The organism is Cellulomonas sp. P1_G12_2, from assembly GCF_056405535.1.
The window spans coordinates 134,378-150,699 of the sequence record NZ_JBFUBX010000006.1; the positions used below are offsets into that span (position 1 = coordinate 134,378).

14 protein-coding genes and 1 tRNA gene are annotated in these 16,322 nt (G+C 72.1%); 9 read left to right on the plus strand and 6 right to left on the minus strand.

Annotated elements, in window-relative coordinates; all coding sequences use genetic code 11:
- A complete protein-coding gene (gene dcd / locus AC1DXT_RS17570) occupies positions 1-576 on the minus strand; it encodes a dCTP deaminase (RefSeq protein WP_056086984.1) in 576 nt (191 codons plus the stop codon).
- Positions 577-851: 275 nt separating this feature from the next.
- Here dcd and AC1DXT_RS17575 point away from each other — a divergent pair, with 275 nt between their 5' ends.
- Both AC1DXT_RS17575 and AC1DXT_RS17580 read left to right on the plus strand, forming a co-directional pair.
- Complete coding sequence (locus AC1DXT_RS17575; protein WP_477062588.1) at positions 852-3,314, plus strand: glycoside hydrolase family 94 protein; 2,463 nt, start codon at positions 852-854, stop codon at positions 3,312-3,314.
- Between the two features lie 28 nt (positions 3,315-3,342).
- On the plus strand, positions 3,343-4,326 hold the full coding sequence (locus AC1DXT_RS17580; protein WP_477062589.1) for an aldose epimerase family protein: 984 nt from the start codon (positions 3,343-3,345) through the stop codon (positions 4,324-4,326).
- A 3-nt stretch (positions 4,327-4,329) separates the two neighbouring features.
- Here AC1DXT_RS17580 and AC1DXT_RS17585 read toward each other — a convergent pair whose 3' ends face one another.
- Entirely contained in the window at positions 4,330-6,021 is a 1,692-nt protein-coding gene (locus tag AC1DXT_RS17585; RefSeq protein ID WP_477062590.1) for a SulP family inorganic anion transporter, read from the minus strand.
- A 124-nt stretch (positions 6,022-6,145) separates the two neighbouring features.
- Between AC1DXT_RS17585 and AC1DXT_RS17590 the strand changes: the two genes are divergently transcribed.
- From AC1DXT_RS17590 to AC1DXT_RS17600, 3 genes are all read left to right on the plus strand, one after another.
- Positions 6,146-6,219, plus strand: a tRNA-Gly gene (locus AC1DXT_RS17590).
- An 81-nt stretch (positions 6,220-6,300) separates the two neighbouring features.
- Positions 6,301-6,879, plus strand: a complete 579-nt coding sequence (locus tag AC1DXT_RS17595) for a winged helix-turn-helix domain-containing protein (protein ID WP_477062591.1) — start codon at positions 6,301-6,303, stop codon at positions 6,877-6,879.
- Complete coding sequence (locus AC1DXT_RS17600; protein WP_477062592.1) at positions 6,876-7,667, plus strand: SRPBCC family protein; 792 nt, start codon at positions 6,876-6,878, stop codon at positions 7,665-7,667. The genes AC1DXT_RS17595 and AC1DXT_RS17600 overlap by 4 nt, the downstream gene beginning before the upstream one ends.
- A gap of 68 nt (positions 7,668-7,735) precedes the next feature.
- On the opposite strand, the gene AC1DXT_RS17605 is transcribed toward AC1DXT_RS17600, so the two are convergent.
- The gene (locus AC1DXT_RS17605; protein WP_477062593.1) at positions 7,736-9,340 is read right to left on the minus strand and encodes a methyl-accepting chemotaxis protein; all 1,605 of its coding nucleotides are present in this window, start codon (positions 9,338-9,340) and stop codon (positions 7,736-7,738) included.
- A 318-nt stretch (positions 9,341-9,658) separates the two neighbouring features.
- Here AC1DXT_RS17605 and AC1DXT_RS17610 point away from each other — a divergent pair, with 318 nt between their 5' ends.
- A complete protein-coding gene (locus AC1DXT_RS17610; RefSeq protein WP_477062594.1) occupies positions 9,659-10,426 on the plus strand; it encodes an ion transporter in 768 nt (255 codons plus the stop codon).
- A gap of 9 nt (positions 10,427-10,435) precedes the next feature.
- On the opposite strand, the gene AC1DXT_RS17615 is transcribed toward AC1DXT_RS17610, so the two are convergent.
- Entirely contained in the window at positions 10,436-11,041 is a 606-nt protein-coding gene (locus tag AC1DXT_RS17615; RefSeq protein WP_477062595.1) for a GNAT family N-acetyltransferase, read from the minus strand.
- A gap of 73 nt (positions 11,042-11,114) precedes the next feature.
- On the opposite strand from AC1DXT_RS17615, the gene AC1DXT_RS17620 reads away from it, so the two are divergent.
- On the plus strand, positions 11,115-11,354 hold the full coding sequence (locus AC1DXT_RS17620) for a hypothetical protein (protein WP_477062596.1): 240 nt from the start codon (positions 11,115-11,117) through the stop codon (positions 11,352-11,354).
- Between the two features lie 7 nt (positions 11,355-11,361).
- Here the strand turns inward: AC1DXT_RS17620 and AC1DXT_RS17625 are convergent, their stop codons facing one another.
- Entirely contained in the window at positions 11,362-11,739 is a 378-nt protein-coding gene (locus AC1DXT_RS17625; RefSeq protein WP_477062597.1) for a nuclear transport factor 2 family protein, read from the minus strand.
- A gap of 103 nt (positions 11,740-11,842) precedes the next feature.
- On the opposite strand from AC1DXT_RS17625, the gene AC1DXT_RS17630 reads away from it, so the two are divergent.
- Together AC1DXT_RS17630 and AC1DXT_RS17635 are read left to right on the plus strand one after the other, a co-directional pair.
- Positions 11,843-14,428, plus strand: a complete 2,586-nt coding sequence (locus tag AC1DXT_RS17630) for a circularly permuted type 2 ATP-grasp protein (protein ID WP_477062598.1) — start codon at positions 11,843-11,845, stop codon at positions 14,426-14,428.
- Complete coding sequence (locus tag AC1DXT_RS17635; protein WP_477062599.1) at positions 14,425-15,339, plus strand: transglutaminase family protein; 915 nt, start codon at positions 14,425-14,427, stop codon at positions 15,337-15,339. Before AC1DXT_RS17630 ends, AC1DXT_RS17635 begins: the two co-directional genes overlap by 4 nt.
- Here the strand turns inward: AC1DXT_RS17635 and AC1DXT_RS17640 are convergent.
- Complete coding sequence (locus AC1DXT_RS17640) at positions 15,336-16,265, minus strand: hypothetical protein (protein ID WP_477062600.1); 930 nt, start codon at positions 16,263-16,265, stop codon at positions 15,336-15,338. The genes AC1DXT_RS17635 and AC1DXT_RS17640 overlap by 4 nt on opposite strands.
- Positions 16,266-16,322: the final 57 nt, after the last annotated feature.

Sequence of the window (16,322 nt, forward strand, 5' to 3'; positions counted from 1 at the left end):
TCAGACGTCCGTCCGGTGGAAGTTCTGCCACGAGCGCGACGCCGTCGGCCCGCGCTGGCCCTGGTACCGCGAGCCGTACTCCGAGGACCCGTACGGGTGCTCGGACGCCGACGACAGCCGGAAGAAGCACATCTGGCCGATCTTCATGCCGGGCCACAGCAGGATCGGCAGCGTGGCCACGTTGGACAGCTCCAGGGTGACGTGCCCGGAGAACCCGGGGTCGATGAACCCCGCGGTCGAGTGCGTGAGCAGGCCGAGCCGGCCCAGCGACGACTTCCCCTCGAGCCGCGCGGCGATGTCGTCGGGCAGCGTCACGGCCTCGTACGTCGACCCGAGGACGAACTCGCCGGGGTGCAGGACGAACGACTCGCCCGCCCCGACCTCGACCAGCCGCGTGAGCTCGGGCTGGTCGGCCGCGGGGTCGATGAACGGGTACTTGTGGTTGTCGAAGAGCCGGAAGTACCGGTCCAGGCGCACGTCGATGCTCGAGGGCTGGAGCATGGCGGGCTCGTAGGGGTCGAGGGCCACGCGGCCCGACTCGAGCTCGGCCTTGATGTCGCGGTCGGAGAGCAGCACGGAGACACGGTAGTCCGGTTCGCGCCGGGCTCAGGGCAGGTCCGGTCGGTGGACCGGGGGCACGATCGCGGGTGCTCCGCGGGGGATCTTCTCCTTGTGGACCCCGTGGCCTGTTCCACCATCGGATGCGGGCGGCTATGCTCCTGTCCGGGAGATGCGTGGGAGCGCTCTCGCACACTGATATCGCGCCGGAAGCACGACGCACCACCCGCACTGGTGCGGGGGGAGGTCGGGGAGCCGCAGGCGCCACTGCCGAGCACTCGAGGGGCAAGTCCATGCGGTACGGCCATTTTGACGACGAGGCACGCGAGTACGTCATCGAGACGCCTCACACGCCCTATCCGTGGATCAACTACCTGGGCTCCGAGCAGTTCTTCTCGCTGATCTCGCACCAGTCCGGCGGGTACTCGTTCTACCGCGACGCCAAGATGCGCCGCCTGACGCGGTACCGCTACAACAACATCCCCGCGGACGCGGGCGGCCGGTACTTCTACGTGAACGACGGCGGCGACGTGTGGACCCCGTCGTGGCTGCCGGTCAAGGCGGACCTGGACCACTTCGAGACGCGCCACGGCCTCGGCTACACGCGCATCACGGGTGAGCGCGGCGGGATCTCGGTCGAGACCCTGTTCTTCGTGCCCATCGGCGAGACCGCCGAGATCCAGAAGGTCACGGTCACCAACACCTCGGACGTCGAGAAGTCGATCAGCCTCTTCTCGTTCGTCGAGTTCTGCCTCTGGAACGCGCAGGACGACCAGACCAACTACCAGCGCAACCTGTCGATCGGCGAGGTCGAGGTCGAGCAGGACGGGCCGTACGGGTCCGCCGTGTTCCACAAGACCGAGTACCGCGAGCGCCGCGACCACTACGCCGTCTACGGCGTGAACACGCGGGCCGACGGCTTCGACACCGACCGCGACACGTTCGTCGGCGCCTACAACGGCCTCGGCGAGGCCGCCGTCCCGCGCTCCGGGACGTCCACCGGTTCGGTGGCGTCCGGCTGGTACCCGATCGGCTCGCACCATGTGGACATCACCCTGGAGCCGGGCGAGTCCCGCGCGCTGACCTACGTCCTGGGGTACATCGAGAACCCCGACGAGGAGAAGTGGGCCGACGACGCCCACCAGGTCATCAACAAGGAGCGCGCGCACGCGCTGCTGGGCCGGTTCGCCACGACCGAGCAGACCGACGCCGCCTTCGAGCAGCTGCGCGCGCACTGGACCGGCCTGCTGTCCACCTACTCGGTGAAGTCGGACGACGAGAAGCTGGACCGGATGGTCAACATCTGGAACCAGTACCAGTGCATGGTCACGTTCAACATGTCGCGCTCGGCGTCGTTCTTCGAGACCGGGATCGGCCGCGGGATGGGCTTCCGCGACTCCAACCAGGACTTGCTGGGATTCGTGCACCTCATCCCCGAGCGTGCCCGCGAGCGCATCATCGACATCGCGTCCACGCAGTTCGAGGACGGCTCGGCGTACCACCAGTACCAGCCGCTGACGAAGCGCGGGAACAACGACATCGGGTCCGGCTTCAACGACGACCCGCTGTGGCTCATCGCCGGCGTGGCCGCGTACATCAAGGAGACCGGCGACGTCGCGATCCTCGACGAGCCCGTGCCGTTCGACAACGCGCCCGGGTCCGAGGTGCCCCTCTTCGAGCACCTGGTCCGCTCGTTCCAGTTCACGGTCGACAACCGCGGCCCGCACGGCCTGCCGCTCATCGGCCGCGCGGACTGGAACGACTGCCTGAACCTCAACTGCTTCTCGACGACCCCGGGCGAGTCGTTCCAGACGACGGAGAACCAGGCCGGCGGCCACGCGGAGTCGGTGTTCATCGCCGCGCAGTTCGTGCTCTACGGCGCGGAGTTCGCCGAGCTGGCCTCGCGTCGCGGACTGACCGAGGTCGCCGCGCAGGCCCGCAAGGTGGTCGACGAGGTCCGCGAGGCGGTGCTCGAGCACGGCTGGGACGGCGAGTGGTTCCTGCGCGCGTACGACTTCTACGGCAACCCCGTGGGCACCGACGCCAAGCCCGAGGGCAAGATCTGGATCGAGCCGCAGGGCTTCGCGGTCATGGCCGGCATCGGTGTCGACGGCCTTGAGAAGACCTCCCCCGCCATCAAGGCGCTCGACTCCGTCGGCGAGATGCTGGGCACCCCGCACGGCCTGGTGCTCCAGTACCCGGCGTACACGACCTACCAGATCGAGCTCGGCGAGGTCTCCACCTACCCGCCCGGGTACAAGGAGAACGGTGGCATCTTCTGCCACAACAACCCCTGGGTGATCATCGGCGAGACCGTGGTGGGCCGCGGCGCCAAGGCGTTCGACTACTACAAGCGGATCACCCCGGCGTACCGCGAGGACATCTCCGACGTCCACAAGCTCGAGCCGTACGTGTACGCGCAGATGATCGCGGGCAAGCAGGCGTCCCGTGCGGGCGAGGCCAAGAACTCCTGGCTGACCGGCACCGCCGCCTGGAACTTCGTCGCGGTGTCGCAGTACCTGCTGGGCGTGCGCCCCGACTACGACGGTCTCGTCGTGGACCCGCAGATCGGCCCGGACGTCCCCTCGTTCACCGTCACGCGCGTCGCCCGCGGCGCCACGTACGAGATCCACGTGACGAACTCCGGCGTCGAGGGTGCCCGCGGCACCCTGACGGTCGACGGCACCCTGGTCGAGGGCAACCTCGTCCCGTACGCCGCCGAGGGCTCGGTCGTCCGCGTCGAGGTCACCGTCTGACCCCGCGGGGGGACTGACGGGTGCTGTGATGACGGCTGTCCAGGAGATCGAAGCGCTTGCGCCCACCGTCGAGTCGTCGCGGACGGTCACCCTCCGCAACGACTCGTGGGAGCTGGACGTGCTGCCCGCGACGGGGGCGTCCCTCGCGGGAGGGCGCATCCGCACATCCGACGGGGTCTGGCGCGACCTCCTGCGACCGACCCGGCGGACGGCGCTGGGCGAGCCCGAGAAGTGCTCGAGCTTCCCGATGGTCCCGTGGTCCAACCGCATCCGCGACGGGGTGCTGCCGTTCGGCGACCGCACCTGGCAGCTCCAGCGCAACGGCGCCGACGGCACGGCCATCCACGGCGCCGCCCGGCACTCCGCGTGGACGGTGACGGACCGGACCGAGACGCGGGTGGTCCTCGAGCTCGACACCACCGGCCTGGTCGGCGTGAACTTCCCGTGGCAGTTCCGCGCGCAGATCACCTACGCACTGGCCGGCGACCGCCTGGTCGTGGGGACCTCGGTGCGCAACGTCGACCGCGAGCCGTTCCCGGCCGGGTTCGGCCACCACCCGTACTTCCAGCGCACGTTGTCCCCGGTCGGCACCTCGGCGCCCCCGACGCCCGGGCAGCCCGTCCTCGAGGTGCCGGCGCAGAAGGGCTACTCGCTGGTCAACGCCCTCGCGTCGGGCCCGGCCGGTGCCGTGCCGCAGCGCGCGGACTTCCGGGTGGCCCGCCCGCTGACCTCGACGTTCGTCGACGACGTGCTCACCGCGTGGGAGCCCGGCGCGCCCGTGCGGATCAGCTACGAGGACCTCGGCGTGAGCGTCGACCTGCACGCCGACCCCGTCTACGCCCACCTGGTCCTGTACGCCCCCCGCAAGCGGCCGTACTTCGCGGTGGAGCCGGTGACCAACGTGAACAACGGGTTCTCGCTGCACGCCGCGGGCGTGCCGGGCACCGGCGTCTTCGTCCTGGAGCCCGGTGAGGAGCGCTGCGGGGCGTTCACCATGACGCTGCGAAGCTGACGCTCACGCGGCCGGCGTCGCGGCCCGGAACGCGCTGACGGCGGCCTCGACCGTCGGGAAGATGTGCGTGTTGTCGAACCCCTCGAGCGTGCCGTAGCGGCGGAGGCCGGCGAGCAGGGAGGGGTCGGCGGCCGCGATCGCGAACACCCCGCCCTGCGCGTGCACCGCGGTGATCAGGCCGGCCAGGGCCAGGCTGGCGGAGTAGTCGACGTCCGTCAGCGACGAGCAGTCGAGCACCAGCCACCGGACCCGGCTCGGGGCGCCCGCCATGAGCGCCTGGACGTCGTCGGAGAACCGGTTGGCGTTGGCGTAGAACAGCTCGGCGTCGTACCGGAAGACGAGCAGCCCCGGCAGGCTCTCCGCGCCCGGCACAGCCGGCACGTAGGTGGGGGAACCGTCCTTGCTCACGCCCACCAGGAACCCCTCCGGCGAGTACGCCCGGCGGATGATCTCGAGGATCGAGAGCACCACGGCGAGCACGATGCCCTCCTGCACGCCGACCGAGAACACCACGACCGCGGTGAGCAGCGCGATCACGAACTCGCTGACACGTGCCGCCCTGATCCGGCGCAGTCCCTGGACGTCGATGAGCCCGATCCCGATGAGGAAGACGATCGCCGCGAGGACCGCGGTGGGCATGTCGGTGAGCAGCCCCGTGAGGAACAGGACCACGGCCAGCGCGACGAGCGCCATCGCGATGTTGGCCACCTGGGTGCGGCCGTGCTGCTCGTCGAGGATCTGCGTCTTGGTAGGGCTCCCGTTGACGACGAACGTTCCGGTGAGCCCGGCCGCGAGGTTTGCCGCGCTCAGCCCGACGATGTCGCGGTTCACGTCGACCCGCTCGCTGTGCTTCATGGCGAAGCTGCGCGACGTCGCGGCACTCTGGGCGATGATCAGGACGAAGCACGAGAACGCGATCCCGAGGACCTTGGGCACGTCGCCCCAGTCGATGCCGGCCGGCAGCCCGATCGGCGGGAACCCGCCCTGCACCGCGCCGATCACGCCGACCCCGTGGGAGGCGGCGTCGAGGCTCGCGGAGATGACGATCGACGCGATCACGGCGATCACCGCGCCGGGCACCCGGGGGGCGAGGCGCTTGCAGCCGACGATGATGACGATCGTGCCGACCGCGAACCCGACGGTCCACAGGTTGGCGTCACCGACGTGCGTGATCAGGTGCCACTGCTGCTGGAACCAGCTGCCGGACCCCTTCGGGATGCCGAGCATGTCCGGCAGCTGCCCGGCGAACACCTGGATCCCCACGCCGGTGAGGAACCCGACGAGCACCGCGGAGCTGAGGAAGTCACCGAGGAAGCCCAGCCGCAGCAGCCGGGCGACGACGAGCAGCACGCCGCACACCAGCGCGACCAGGCTCGTCCACGCGAGCCACTCCGCCGAGCTCGGTTCCAGGCCGGCGATCCCCACCCCGGCCAGCCCGGCGGCCAGGACCGCCGCCGTCGCGGAGTCGGCGCCGACCACCAGGAGCCGCGACGAGCCGAGCAGGGCGAACACGATCGTCGGGAAGATGAGGGTGTAGATCCCGGTGACCACGGGCGTCTGCGAGATCGCCGTGTACCCCATCGTCTCCGGGATGGCGACGGCGGCGAGCGTCACCCCCGCGACGATGTCCGGGGCCAACCACGAGCGCCGGTAGCCGCGGAGCGCTGCGGGGAGCATCGAGCGCTGCGCAGCCATCGCCCACCTCCAGACGTGCGGCCCGGACGCGGTCCAGTCTGTCGGATGTCGGGTTTGTGCACGCGGAGTTCGCCGCGACGATCCGGCCGGGTATGCTCTCTGCCGGACCGATCCTGTCGGTCGCGCGGGTGTAGTTCAGTGGCAGAACTTCAGCTTCCCAAGCTGATAGCGCGAGTTCGATTCTCGTCACCCGCTCCAGATCGACCACCTCCCCCTTCCCCTGCGCACGCGCGTACGCGACCCTTGACAAGTTTTTTCGTCAAGAGCATCGTGGTTCCCATGCAGGACGTCGAGGTCATCGAGAGCGCGGAGGCAGCCGCCGCCGCGCTGGATCCGGTCCGGGCCCGGCTGCTCAGCGAGCTGGCCGTCCCGGCCTCCGCCGCCGGGCTCGCCGCCCGGGTCGGCATCCCCCGCCAGAAGGTCAACTACTACCTCAAGACGCTCGAGGCGCACGGCCTCGTGGAGCTGTCCGAGGAACGCCGGCACGGAGGCATCACCGAGCGGGTGCTGCAGGCGTCGGCGGCGTCGTACGTCGTGTCGCCGGCGGCCGTCAGCGCGTCCGCAGCCGACCCAGGCGCCAACGCCGACCACCTCTCGGCGGGCTACCTCGTCGCGCTGGCCGGCCGGCTGGTGCGCGAGGTCGGCGCCCTGGCCCGCCGGGCCGGCGCGTCCGGCACGCGACTGCCCACGCTGACCATCGACACGCAGATCGGGTTCCGGTCGGCCGCCGACCGGGCTGCCTTCGCGGACGACCTGACCGCCGCGGTGCTCGACCTGGCCGCGCGCTACCACCACGACGACGGGCGCCTGCACCGGCTCGTCGTCGCCGCCCACCCCGTTCCTGAGGAGGAGACATGAGCACGATCACGAACGTCCCGTACCGCCTGGAGTTCAGCGTCGAGGTCCCCGGCACCCCCGAGCAGGTCTGGGACGCCATCGCCACCGCCAAGGGCATGAGCGCGTGGTTCGGGCCGACCGAGCTGGAGGAGCGCGAGGGCGGCTCCCTGCGCTTCGTCATGGGCCCCGAGATGGACTCGACCGGCCGGGTCACCGGCTGGGACCCGCCGCGACGGATCGAGTACGAGGAGGACTGGGCCGCCCTGATGGGCAAGGACCCGGATTCCCTCAGCCCGCTGACGTCCGAGTTCGTGGTCGAGGCGAAGTCCGGCGGCACCTGCGTCGTGCGCGTCACCAGCAGCGGCTTCGGCATCGGCGCGGACTGGGAGCAGGAGTGGTGGGACACGCTCGCCCCCGGCTGGATGCCGTTCTTCGACAACCTGCGCCTCTACCTGGCGCACTTCCCGGGCCAGGAGGCCACCCACCTGGAGGCCGCGGCCACCCACCCCGGAGACCCGGATGCCCTCTGGTCGACAATGCGCACCGCGCTGGGGCTGGGCGACGAGGGCGCGACGGTCGACGTGCGCGGGGCCACCGGCACGGTCGAGCGGGCCGGCGAGCGACAGACGCTGATCCGGCTGACTGCGCCGGTGCCCGGGATGCTCAGCGTCTACTCGTGGGGCATGGGCGACGGCACCGCGACGGCGGGAGTCCGTGCGTACCTGTTCTCGGCCGACGCAGCGGACTTCGCGCGGAGCGAGGAGCCGGCCTGGAAGGCCTGGCTGGAGGGGCTCTCGGTCCCGGCCTGATCCTCGACGGAGCGGGTGACCCCATCGTCCCCGGGGTCACCCGCTCCGTCGGTCGGCGGTACCGCAGCTCAGTACGTGAACGCCGCCAGCTCCGCACGCAGGTCGCCGGACAGCCGCGCGAGCTCGTCCACGGAGGCACCCATCTGCACCAGCGTCTGGGACGACGACGCCGCACCCGACGCCACACCGGAGATGTTGACGGCGATCTCCCCCGACCCGGTGGCGGCCTCCGCGACCGAGCGGGACATCTCCTTGGTGGTCGCGGTCTGCTCCTCGACCGCGGCGGCGATCGTCGTCTGGTAGTCGTTGATCGACGCGATGATCGCGGAGATCTCCCCGATCGCGTCGACCGCACCCCCGGTGTCGGCCTGGATCGCCTCGACCTGGCGGGTGATCTCCTCGGTCGCCTGGGCGGTCTCCCGCGCGAGCTCCTTGACCTCACCGGCGACGACGGCGAACCCCTTGCCCGACTCCCCGGCCCGAGCGGCCTCGATGGTCGCGTTGAGGGCCAGCAGGTTGGTCTGCTCCGCGATCGACGCGATCGCTTTGACCACGTTGCCGATCTCCTGCGAGCTGGTGCCGAGCTTGCCGACCGTCGCATTGGTGCTCGCGACGACGCCCGTGGCGCGCTCCGCGACCCGGGCGGCATCGTTGGCGTTCTGCGCGATCTCGCGGATGGAGGCGTCCATCTGCTCCGCACCCGCCGCCACCGTCTGCACGTTCCGGGACACCTGCTCCGAGGCGGCGGCCACGACGCCGGCCTGGACGCTCGTCTCCTCCGACCCCGCTGCGACCTCTCCGTTGGCCGCGGACAGCTCCTCGGCAGCGGCTGCCACGGTGTGCGACATCTCGATGACCTTGGAGATCACCGCCCGCAGGGCGGTCTGGGCGACGCCGAGCGCCGTGGCCATCTGGCCGATCTCGTCGCCGGAGCGGGGCGTCGCCGGGACGGTGAGGTCGCCGGTCGCCATCGCGTCGACGGCACGCTTGACGTCCACCACGGCGCGTCGGATCGACCCGGCGAGCAGGATGCCGAGCAGGGACGCCAGCACGACGCCGACGAGCAGGATCGCCACGGTCCACCTCGCCGACGCCGACGCCTCGGCCTCGACCCGGTCGGTGATCGCGTCCATCGACTGGGTGACCTGAGCATCGACCTCGGTCAGGCTGGCGATCATCGCGGCGCCGAGATCGGCCGCGCCACCGGCGCGCACCTCCGCGAACAGCGGCCGGTCGTCGGCCATCGCGGCGGCCATGAGGTCACCGTCCACCATGGCGCGGTACTTCGCCCACGACGTCGTGAACTCGTCCCAGTTGGCCGGGAGGTCGCCGCCGTGGGCTCCCTGGTATGCCGTCGCGAAGCCGCTGGACGCCGTGTCCATCGACGCGTAGGCGGCCTGCAGCTTGTCGAACTGCGCCTGCTTGCCCTCCCCCTCGTACGCCATCACCAGCGGGATGAACATCCGCACGGTCCAGAGCGCGTCCTTGAGCGCCGCGAGCGACGTTCCGACCGTGTCCTGGGTGGCAGCCATCTCCGTCGCGTCGTCCTTGATGTTCTGCACCTGCACGACGGCGAAGGCGCCCAGCGCGCTCGACGCGATGGCGAACACGGCGACGAGTCCCAGGATCTTGACGCGGATCGAGGCGCGGGAGAGTCGGGTCGAGACGGACACGGGAGGGCTCCTGACGTGACAGTGGCGCCCGAGCGCACCGCAGGTGCGTCGCTGGCGACGTTGCACACGCGGGCACCTGCTCTGATCGGCCGCGCTCCGCTCGAACTGAGGCGTACCGGCGGGCGACCTGCACGTCGCGCAGGGCCGGTCCCCACCCTCCTGGGGACCGGCCCTGCGACGTCATGACCAGCGTGCCCCTCGTCCGCCTCGGAGTCAAGTAGTCATTGACGGCCGTCATACCCGCGCCATGACGGGGAAGTGCGGCGACACGGAGTGCCGGGCACCTGTCGGCCCCCGGCCGGGTGCCACACTCGTCGCGTGAGCGCGCCGCGCAGCGAGCTGAAGAACATCGGGTACGAGATCTTCATCGGCGCGCTGTCGCTGCTGTCGATCGTCAACCTGGTCCTCGTCGCGGTCGCCCGGGGCGACGGCGACCTGCAGAACGTCCTGCTGGCGATGGACGCGATCTTCAGCGTGGTCTTCCTCATCGACTTCACCTACCGGCTCACCACCGCACCTTCGCGCAAGGACTACTTCTTCCGGCACTTCGGCTGGGCCGACCTGCTGGCCAGCCTTCCGCTGGCCCAGCTCAAGTTCCTGCGCATCTTCCGCCTGGTCCGCGTCTTCCGGCTCATGCGGGGGGTCGGCGGCCGCTCCGTCCTGCGGACCCTCGTGCGGGACCGGGCAGGCAGCGCGCTGTTCACCCTGCTGCTGACGGGCATCCTCGTGCTCCAGTTCGGCAGCCTCTTGATGCTGCGCATCGAGAGCGACGCCCCGGGCGCCAACATCACGACCGCCTCGGACTCCCTCTGGTACACCGTCGTCACCATCTCGACCGTCGGCTACGGCGACCAGTACCCCGTGACGACCGCCGGCCGGATCGTCGGCGCCATCATCATCGTGGTCGGTGTCGCCATCTTCGGGACGTTCACCGGCTACCTGGCCAACCTGTTCCTGTCCCCGCGCAAGGCTCCCGAGCAGGTCGATGCGCTCACGCAGCTGCGGCACGTCCTCGACCTGCCGGGCGTCACGGTCGAGGATGTCGGTCGCGTGCTCGCCCTGCACCGCGACGGGCGCCGGGACTGAGCGCTCAGGTCAGGTCAGGTCGAGCGTCAGCGTCCTGCCCCAGCCGTGCCGCTGCGCCTCCGTGAACCCGACGCGCGAGTAGAACGCGATCGCGCCCTCGTTCCGGCTGTCGACGCCGAGGTGCAGGCCGGGCACCCCGCGCTCGCGCAGCGCCGCCGAGAGCGTCTCGATGAGCCGCCGCCCCAGGCCCTGGCCCTGCGCGCGGGGGAGCAGGTCGATGTGCATGTGGGCGGGGAACCGGTCCGCCAGTGACTCGTCGGCGACCGTCCACCCGTGGATCCGGCCGACGAGCACGTGGTCCTCGGTGCCGTCGTGCGGGTCCTCGGCCAGCGGGTAGCGCGCCCGCAGCGCCGGCCACCACGCCCGTTCCAGCCACTGCTCGAACCGCTCGGTGTCCGCCGTCGCCAGGATGTAGCCCACCGGGCCGAGCTCGTCGACGACGACGAACGTCAGGCCGGGATCGGCGATCGGGTACGGCCCCGCGTAGACGTGTCCCAGCAGGTCAGGGTCGCGGTAGAGCGTCGTGGCGTCGCCGCCGGCCTCGCCGGTCAGAAGGCAGATCCGGTAGAGCGCGGGCAGGTCGGACGGGTGGAACGGCCGGATGGCTGCAGGCATGTCGACGACCCTCTCACGGCCTCACCCGCACTCCGGGTTCCAGGTCCGCCGCCGATCTGCCGATGACTAGGGTGTGACGCTCCTCACCGACACCACCCCCGACCTGATGCACCAGGCGTTCATCGTCGCCGTCGGCAAGTGTGACGATGACGGGAACCCCCTGGGCCCCTTCTACAGCGTGCTGAGCACCGCGACCACCTTCCACGCCAGCGGTGTCGTCTCGACGCCCGAGGAAGCGTTCGCCCTCGCACGCGACCGGATCGCCCTCCAGCCCGACCCTGGGTCGTGGGAGATCGTCAGCCTGCTGCACTGAGCCGCGGTCAGGCGTCCTCGGAGGCCGAGTACGTCTTCTCCGGCCAGTACGCCCACTCCTCGAACAGCTCGGCGCGCCCGTCCGGCCCGAAGCGCAGCACCCACAGGTCCTTGTACTCCTGCGGCTTGTCGCCGCCGTACTGCACCTCCACCCGCACCACCGCGTCCTGCCCGTCGGCCGCGATGACCTCGGCCGTCATGGTGAACGGCGTGGGGTCCACCCAGAACCCGCGGATCGCCTCGATCCCCACCAGTGGCTCCGGGTCGTACGGCGAGCGCAGGTACCGCGCGTCCTCCGCGAACAGGCGGTCGAGCCCGTCCACGTCCTGCGTGCGCCACGCGTGCTCGTACCGCTCCACCCAGCCCGTGACCGCATCCCTGCCCATCGACGCCTCCTGTGCTCGGTGCTCGTGGGACCGAGTCTCCACCCGGGCACCCACAGCGCGCCGACCTGCGCACCTGACGCGCTCGTAAGACACACTCCTCTGTGTGACCGACCTGCTCTCCTCCCCGCGCCCCCTGGGCGAGCCGGGGGCGGTCGACCACCGAGCCGACTGGTCGTGGCTCCCCGACCCCGCGGACATCCCGAGCGCGTCGGGACTGGCGCGCGCTCGCGACGAGGCCGAGCGGCTGCTCGCCGACCACGGCGTCACGTACGGCGCGGACCAGGAGGACGGCGAGCACCCCTGGCACCTGGACCCCCTGCCGGTCATCGTCGACGAGCCGGAGTGGGCCCGCCTGGACGCCGGGCTGGTGCAGCGCGCCGAGCTGCTGGACGCGATCCTGCAGGACGCCTACGGCCACCGGCTCCTGCTCACCGACAGGCTGCTCCCCCCGACGGTCGTGCTGGGCCACCCGGGGTTCGTGCGCGCGGTCGACGGGCTGCGGCTGCCGGGCGGCCGGGAGCTGGTGCTCACCGCCACCGACCTGGTGCGCGACGCGGCGGGCGCCTGGTGCGCGGTGGCCGACCGGACGCAGGCGCCGTCGGGCGTCGGGTACGCGATGGAGGACCGGCGCATCGTGGCGCAGGTGCTCTCGGGGGTGTACCGGCAGGCGTCGATCCAGCGCCTCGGCCCGTTCTTCCGTGCGCTGCGGCTGGCGCTGCGGGCCGTCGCCCCCGGCCAGGCCGAGCAGCCGCGGGTGGTCCTGCTGACGTCGGGGCCGTCCAGCGAGACCGCGTTCGACCAGGCCTACCTGGCGTCCATGCTCGGCCTGCCGCTGGTCGAGGGCTCCGACCTGCTGGTCCGCGACGGCCGCGTGTGGATGCGCGGCGTCGAGGGCCTCGAGCCGGTCGACGTGATCCTGCGGCGCGTCGACGCCGAGTGGTGCGACCCGCTGGACCTGCGGCAGGGCTCCCGGCTGGGCGTCCCCGGACTGGTCCGGGCGGTGCGTGCCGGTGCCGTGAGCGTGGTCAACCCGCTGGGCAGCTCGGTGCTGGAGAACCCGGCCCTGCTCACCTACCTCCCGCGCCTGGCCAACGCGGTGCTGGACCAGGACCTCGCGCTGGCGTCGGCCCCCACGTGGTGGTGCGGTGAGCCGAGGTCGCTCCAGCACGTGCTGACGCGGCTGGACCAGCTGGTGATCCTGCCGACCGTGCGCGGCACCGACGTCGGCACCATCCTCGGCTGGACCCTGAGCCACCGGGAGCGCGAGCAGCTGGCGGCGCGGATCAGCGCGGAGCCGTGGCTGTGGGTGGGCCAGGAGCCGGTCGGCCCGGCCGGGCCGACGATCGACGGTGCACCGGTGGGCGTCGGCAGCGACCTGCCGTCCGCCGAGGGCATCGGACCCGCCGACCTCGGGCCGCGCGCCGCGGTGCTGCGCACGTACGCGGTGGCGCACCGGCAGACGTACACGGTGATGGCCGGCGGGCTCGCGCGCGTCGCGTCCGGGCACGTCGTCTCGTCGGCCCTCGGCGCCGCCGCCAAGGACGTGTGGGTGCTCTCCACCCAGCCGGACGCGCCGGTCGAGCCGTGGGTGCCGTCCGACGAGTCCGCCGCCGGCGAGGTCCCCGCGCAGCGCCGCCCGGCCACCGGCATCTCTCCGCGCACCGCCGAGAACCTGTACTGGATGGGCCGCTACGCCGAGCGGGCCGAGGACTCCAGCCGCGTGCTGCGCGTCGTCGTCGACCGGTGGGACGACTTCCACCAGCGCCCGGCGTCCGCCGGTGGCCGGGCGCTCGCCGTCCTCATCTCGTCCCTCACCCCGACCGAGCAGACGTCCCCGGGCTTCCGCGACCTCGTGCTGGACCCGCAGGCCACCGGCACGGTCGCCCGCTCGATCCGTCGCCTCGCCGCGTCGGCCGCCGCGGTCCGCGACCAGCTCTCGACCGACACGTTCGGTCCGCTCGCCCGCATCGAGCGCGCGCTGCGCGACGAGCGGAACAAGACCCGTGGCCGCACCCCCGGCGCGGACTCGCTCGACCTCGGCGTCGTCAGCGGGAGCACCGCGACGGCAGGCCTGCGGCCCGCGCTCGACAAGGTCCTGGAAGGGCTGCTCGCCATCGCCGGGATCACCGCCGAGGGGCTGGTGCGGGACGTCGGCTGGCAGTTCCTCGACGCCGGTCGGCGCATCGAGCGCGCCCAGCACCTGGTGGAGAGCCTGCTGGCCACGGTCGTGCAGCAGCGCCCGGCGGACGTCGACTCGGTGGTCCGCGAGTCCGTGCTGCTGGCGCACGAGTCGGCGATCACGTTCCGCCGCCGGCACCAGACCGGCGCGGGCCTGGCCGAGGTGCTCGAGCTCCTGCTCCTCGACCCCACCAACCCCCGGTCGCTGGCCTACCAGCTGGACCGCCTGCAGGAGTCGCTGGCCCTCGTCCCGCTCGCCGGCCGAGCACCGGACCAGCGCGACCACCTGCTGTCCGACGTGGTCGACCTGCTCGCCGAGGTGGACCCGGCAGCGATCGCCGCAGCGGTCACCGAGGACGGCCGGCGGGCGCGGCTGGCGGAGACCCTCGAGTCGATGCTCTGGCGGCTGCACGCCGCGGCCGACGAGATCGAACGCGTGCACTTCGTCCGGCTGGCCCCCAGCCGCGCGCTCGAGGACCCCTGGGACGCGCGGGACGGTGGTGGCGAGTGACCCGCACCTACGACCTCGTGCACCGCACCACGTACACCTACGCGAACGTGGTGACGGACTCCTACGGCCGCACCACGATGACCCCCCGGGACGTGCCGGGGCAGGCGTGCCTGTCGACGACCGTGGAGATCGAGCCGCCCCCCGCCGACACCGCCGCGCACGTGGACTACTGGGGCAACCGGACGACGTACTTCGGGGTCACGACGCCGCACACCAGGCTCGTCGTGACCGCGCGCTCCACCATCGAGGTCACACGGCACGCGCCCGACCCCGCGGCGCTGCCGACCGTGGGCTGGCACGAGGTCGCGCGGCGCGTGGCCGCGGGCGAGGTCGGACGGCTGGACCCGAGCATCGTCGACCTGCGCGAGGCCCTGCTGCCGTCCCCGCACGTGGCGTTCGCCGACGAGGTCCGGGACTGGGCCGCCCCGACGTTCGAGACCGACCGGCCGGTCGTCGAGGTGCTCGTCGAGCTGGCGCACCGGATCCGGACCGAGATCGCGTACCGGTCCGGCTCCACCACCGTGCACACGACGCAGGCCCAGCTGCTCGCGCAGAAGGCCGGCGTCTGCCAGGACTTCGCGCACCTGATGATCGCGGCGCTGCGCCTGCACGGGCTGCCCGCGCGGTACTCCAGCGGCTACATCGAGACCCGCCCGCCCGCCGGCCGGGAGAAGCTGCGGGGTGCCGACGCCTCGCACGCCTGGGTGTCCGCGTGGGTGCCGGGCGCCGGCTGGGTGGAGGTCGACCCCACCAACGACCAGCTGGTGGACGACCGGTACGTGCTGCTCGGCTGGGGCCGCGACTACGACGACGTGCCGCCGCTGCGCGGGGTCATCTTCACCGAGGGCTCGGGCTCGCGCCTGACCGTCTCCGTCGACCTCGTGCCGTCCGGCAGCGAGCCGTTCGCCTAGCGGCGCGCGGTCGCCCGGTCGCGCAGCTCGTCGGGCGTCACGACGAACCCGCCGCTGTCCACCACCGTCCCGCCGACAGCCCGCCACAGCGCCGCCGCGACGCGGGCGATCGACGGCTCCACCCGCGAGCGCGCGATCAGGTGGAGCTGGGAGGGGTGCTCGTTGCGCAGCTCCGCCGGCTCCGGCGGCTGCCAGCTGACGTGGTACGACCAGGGCCCGAACTCGCGCCAGTCCAGCCGCGACAGCGCCACGGGCACCTCGCTGGACCGGCCCGTCTTCACGGTGATCGCACCGTCGTACTCGAACGTCGCGGTCACGGAGAACGTGGGAGGGCCGGCGTTCCCCTCGGCCTGCTGCGGGTGCGGGACGTCGGTGGGACCCACCCGGGCACCGGTCATCGCCGGCCGCACGAGGGGCAGCGCGTCCTGCGCGGACAGCGGGACGGGTGACCAGAGGGTGAGGTCGATCGCCGAGCCGGGGTCGGGGACGACCACCTGGGTCCGCTCCGCGGGGACGATGCTGCCCGCGGCGCGGCGGGCAGCGGCGGACATCCAGCCGTAGACCACGTCGAGCGCCACGCTCGGGTCGGCGGGCACGAGGGCGTACAGGTCGACATCCTGCGCGGACAGCCCCGCCGCGTGCGCGACCGCGTGCCCGGCCGGCGTCGGGCCTTCGAGCGAGGCCGCCCCGTCCAGCCGGAGCACACCCGGAGCGGGTTCTGCCACGTCGGCGACGATCCCGCGGAACCGTGCACCGGTCATGGGTCGCGCGCTCGCCGTCGCCTGCGCGGCGGTCACCGGCTCTCGCGTCCACGCGGTCTCGGGGAACCACGCCGTGGCCATGGCGACGACGTCGGTGCCCCGCGGCACGACGAGGACGTGGCGGCCGTCGAGCTCCCCCGGGAGGACGACCTGCGGCAGGCTCATGCGGCCGGACGGTACACACGTAGTGATGCGGGCGTGTTACGTCGCGGCGCGCCTTCT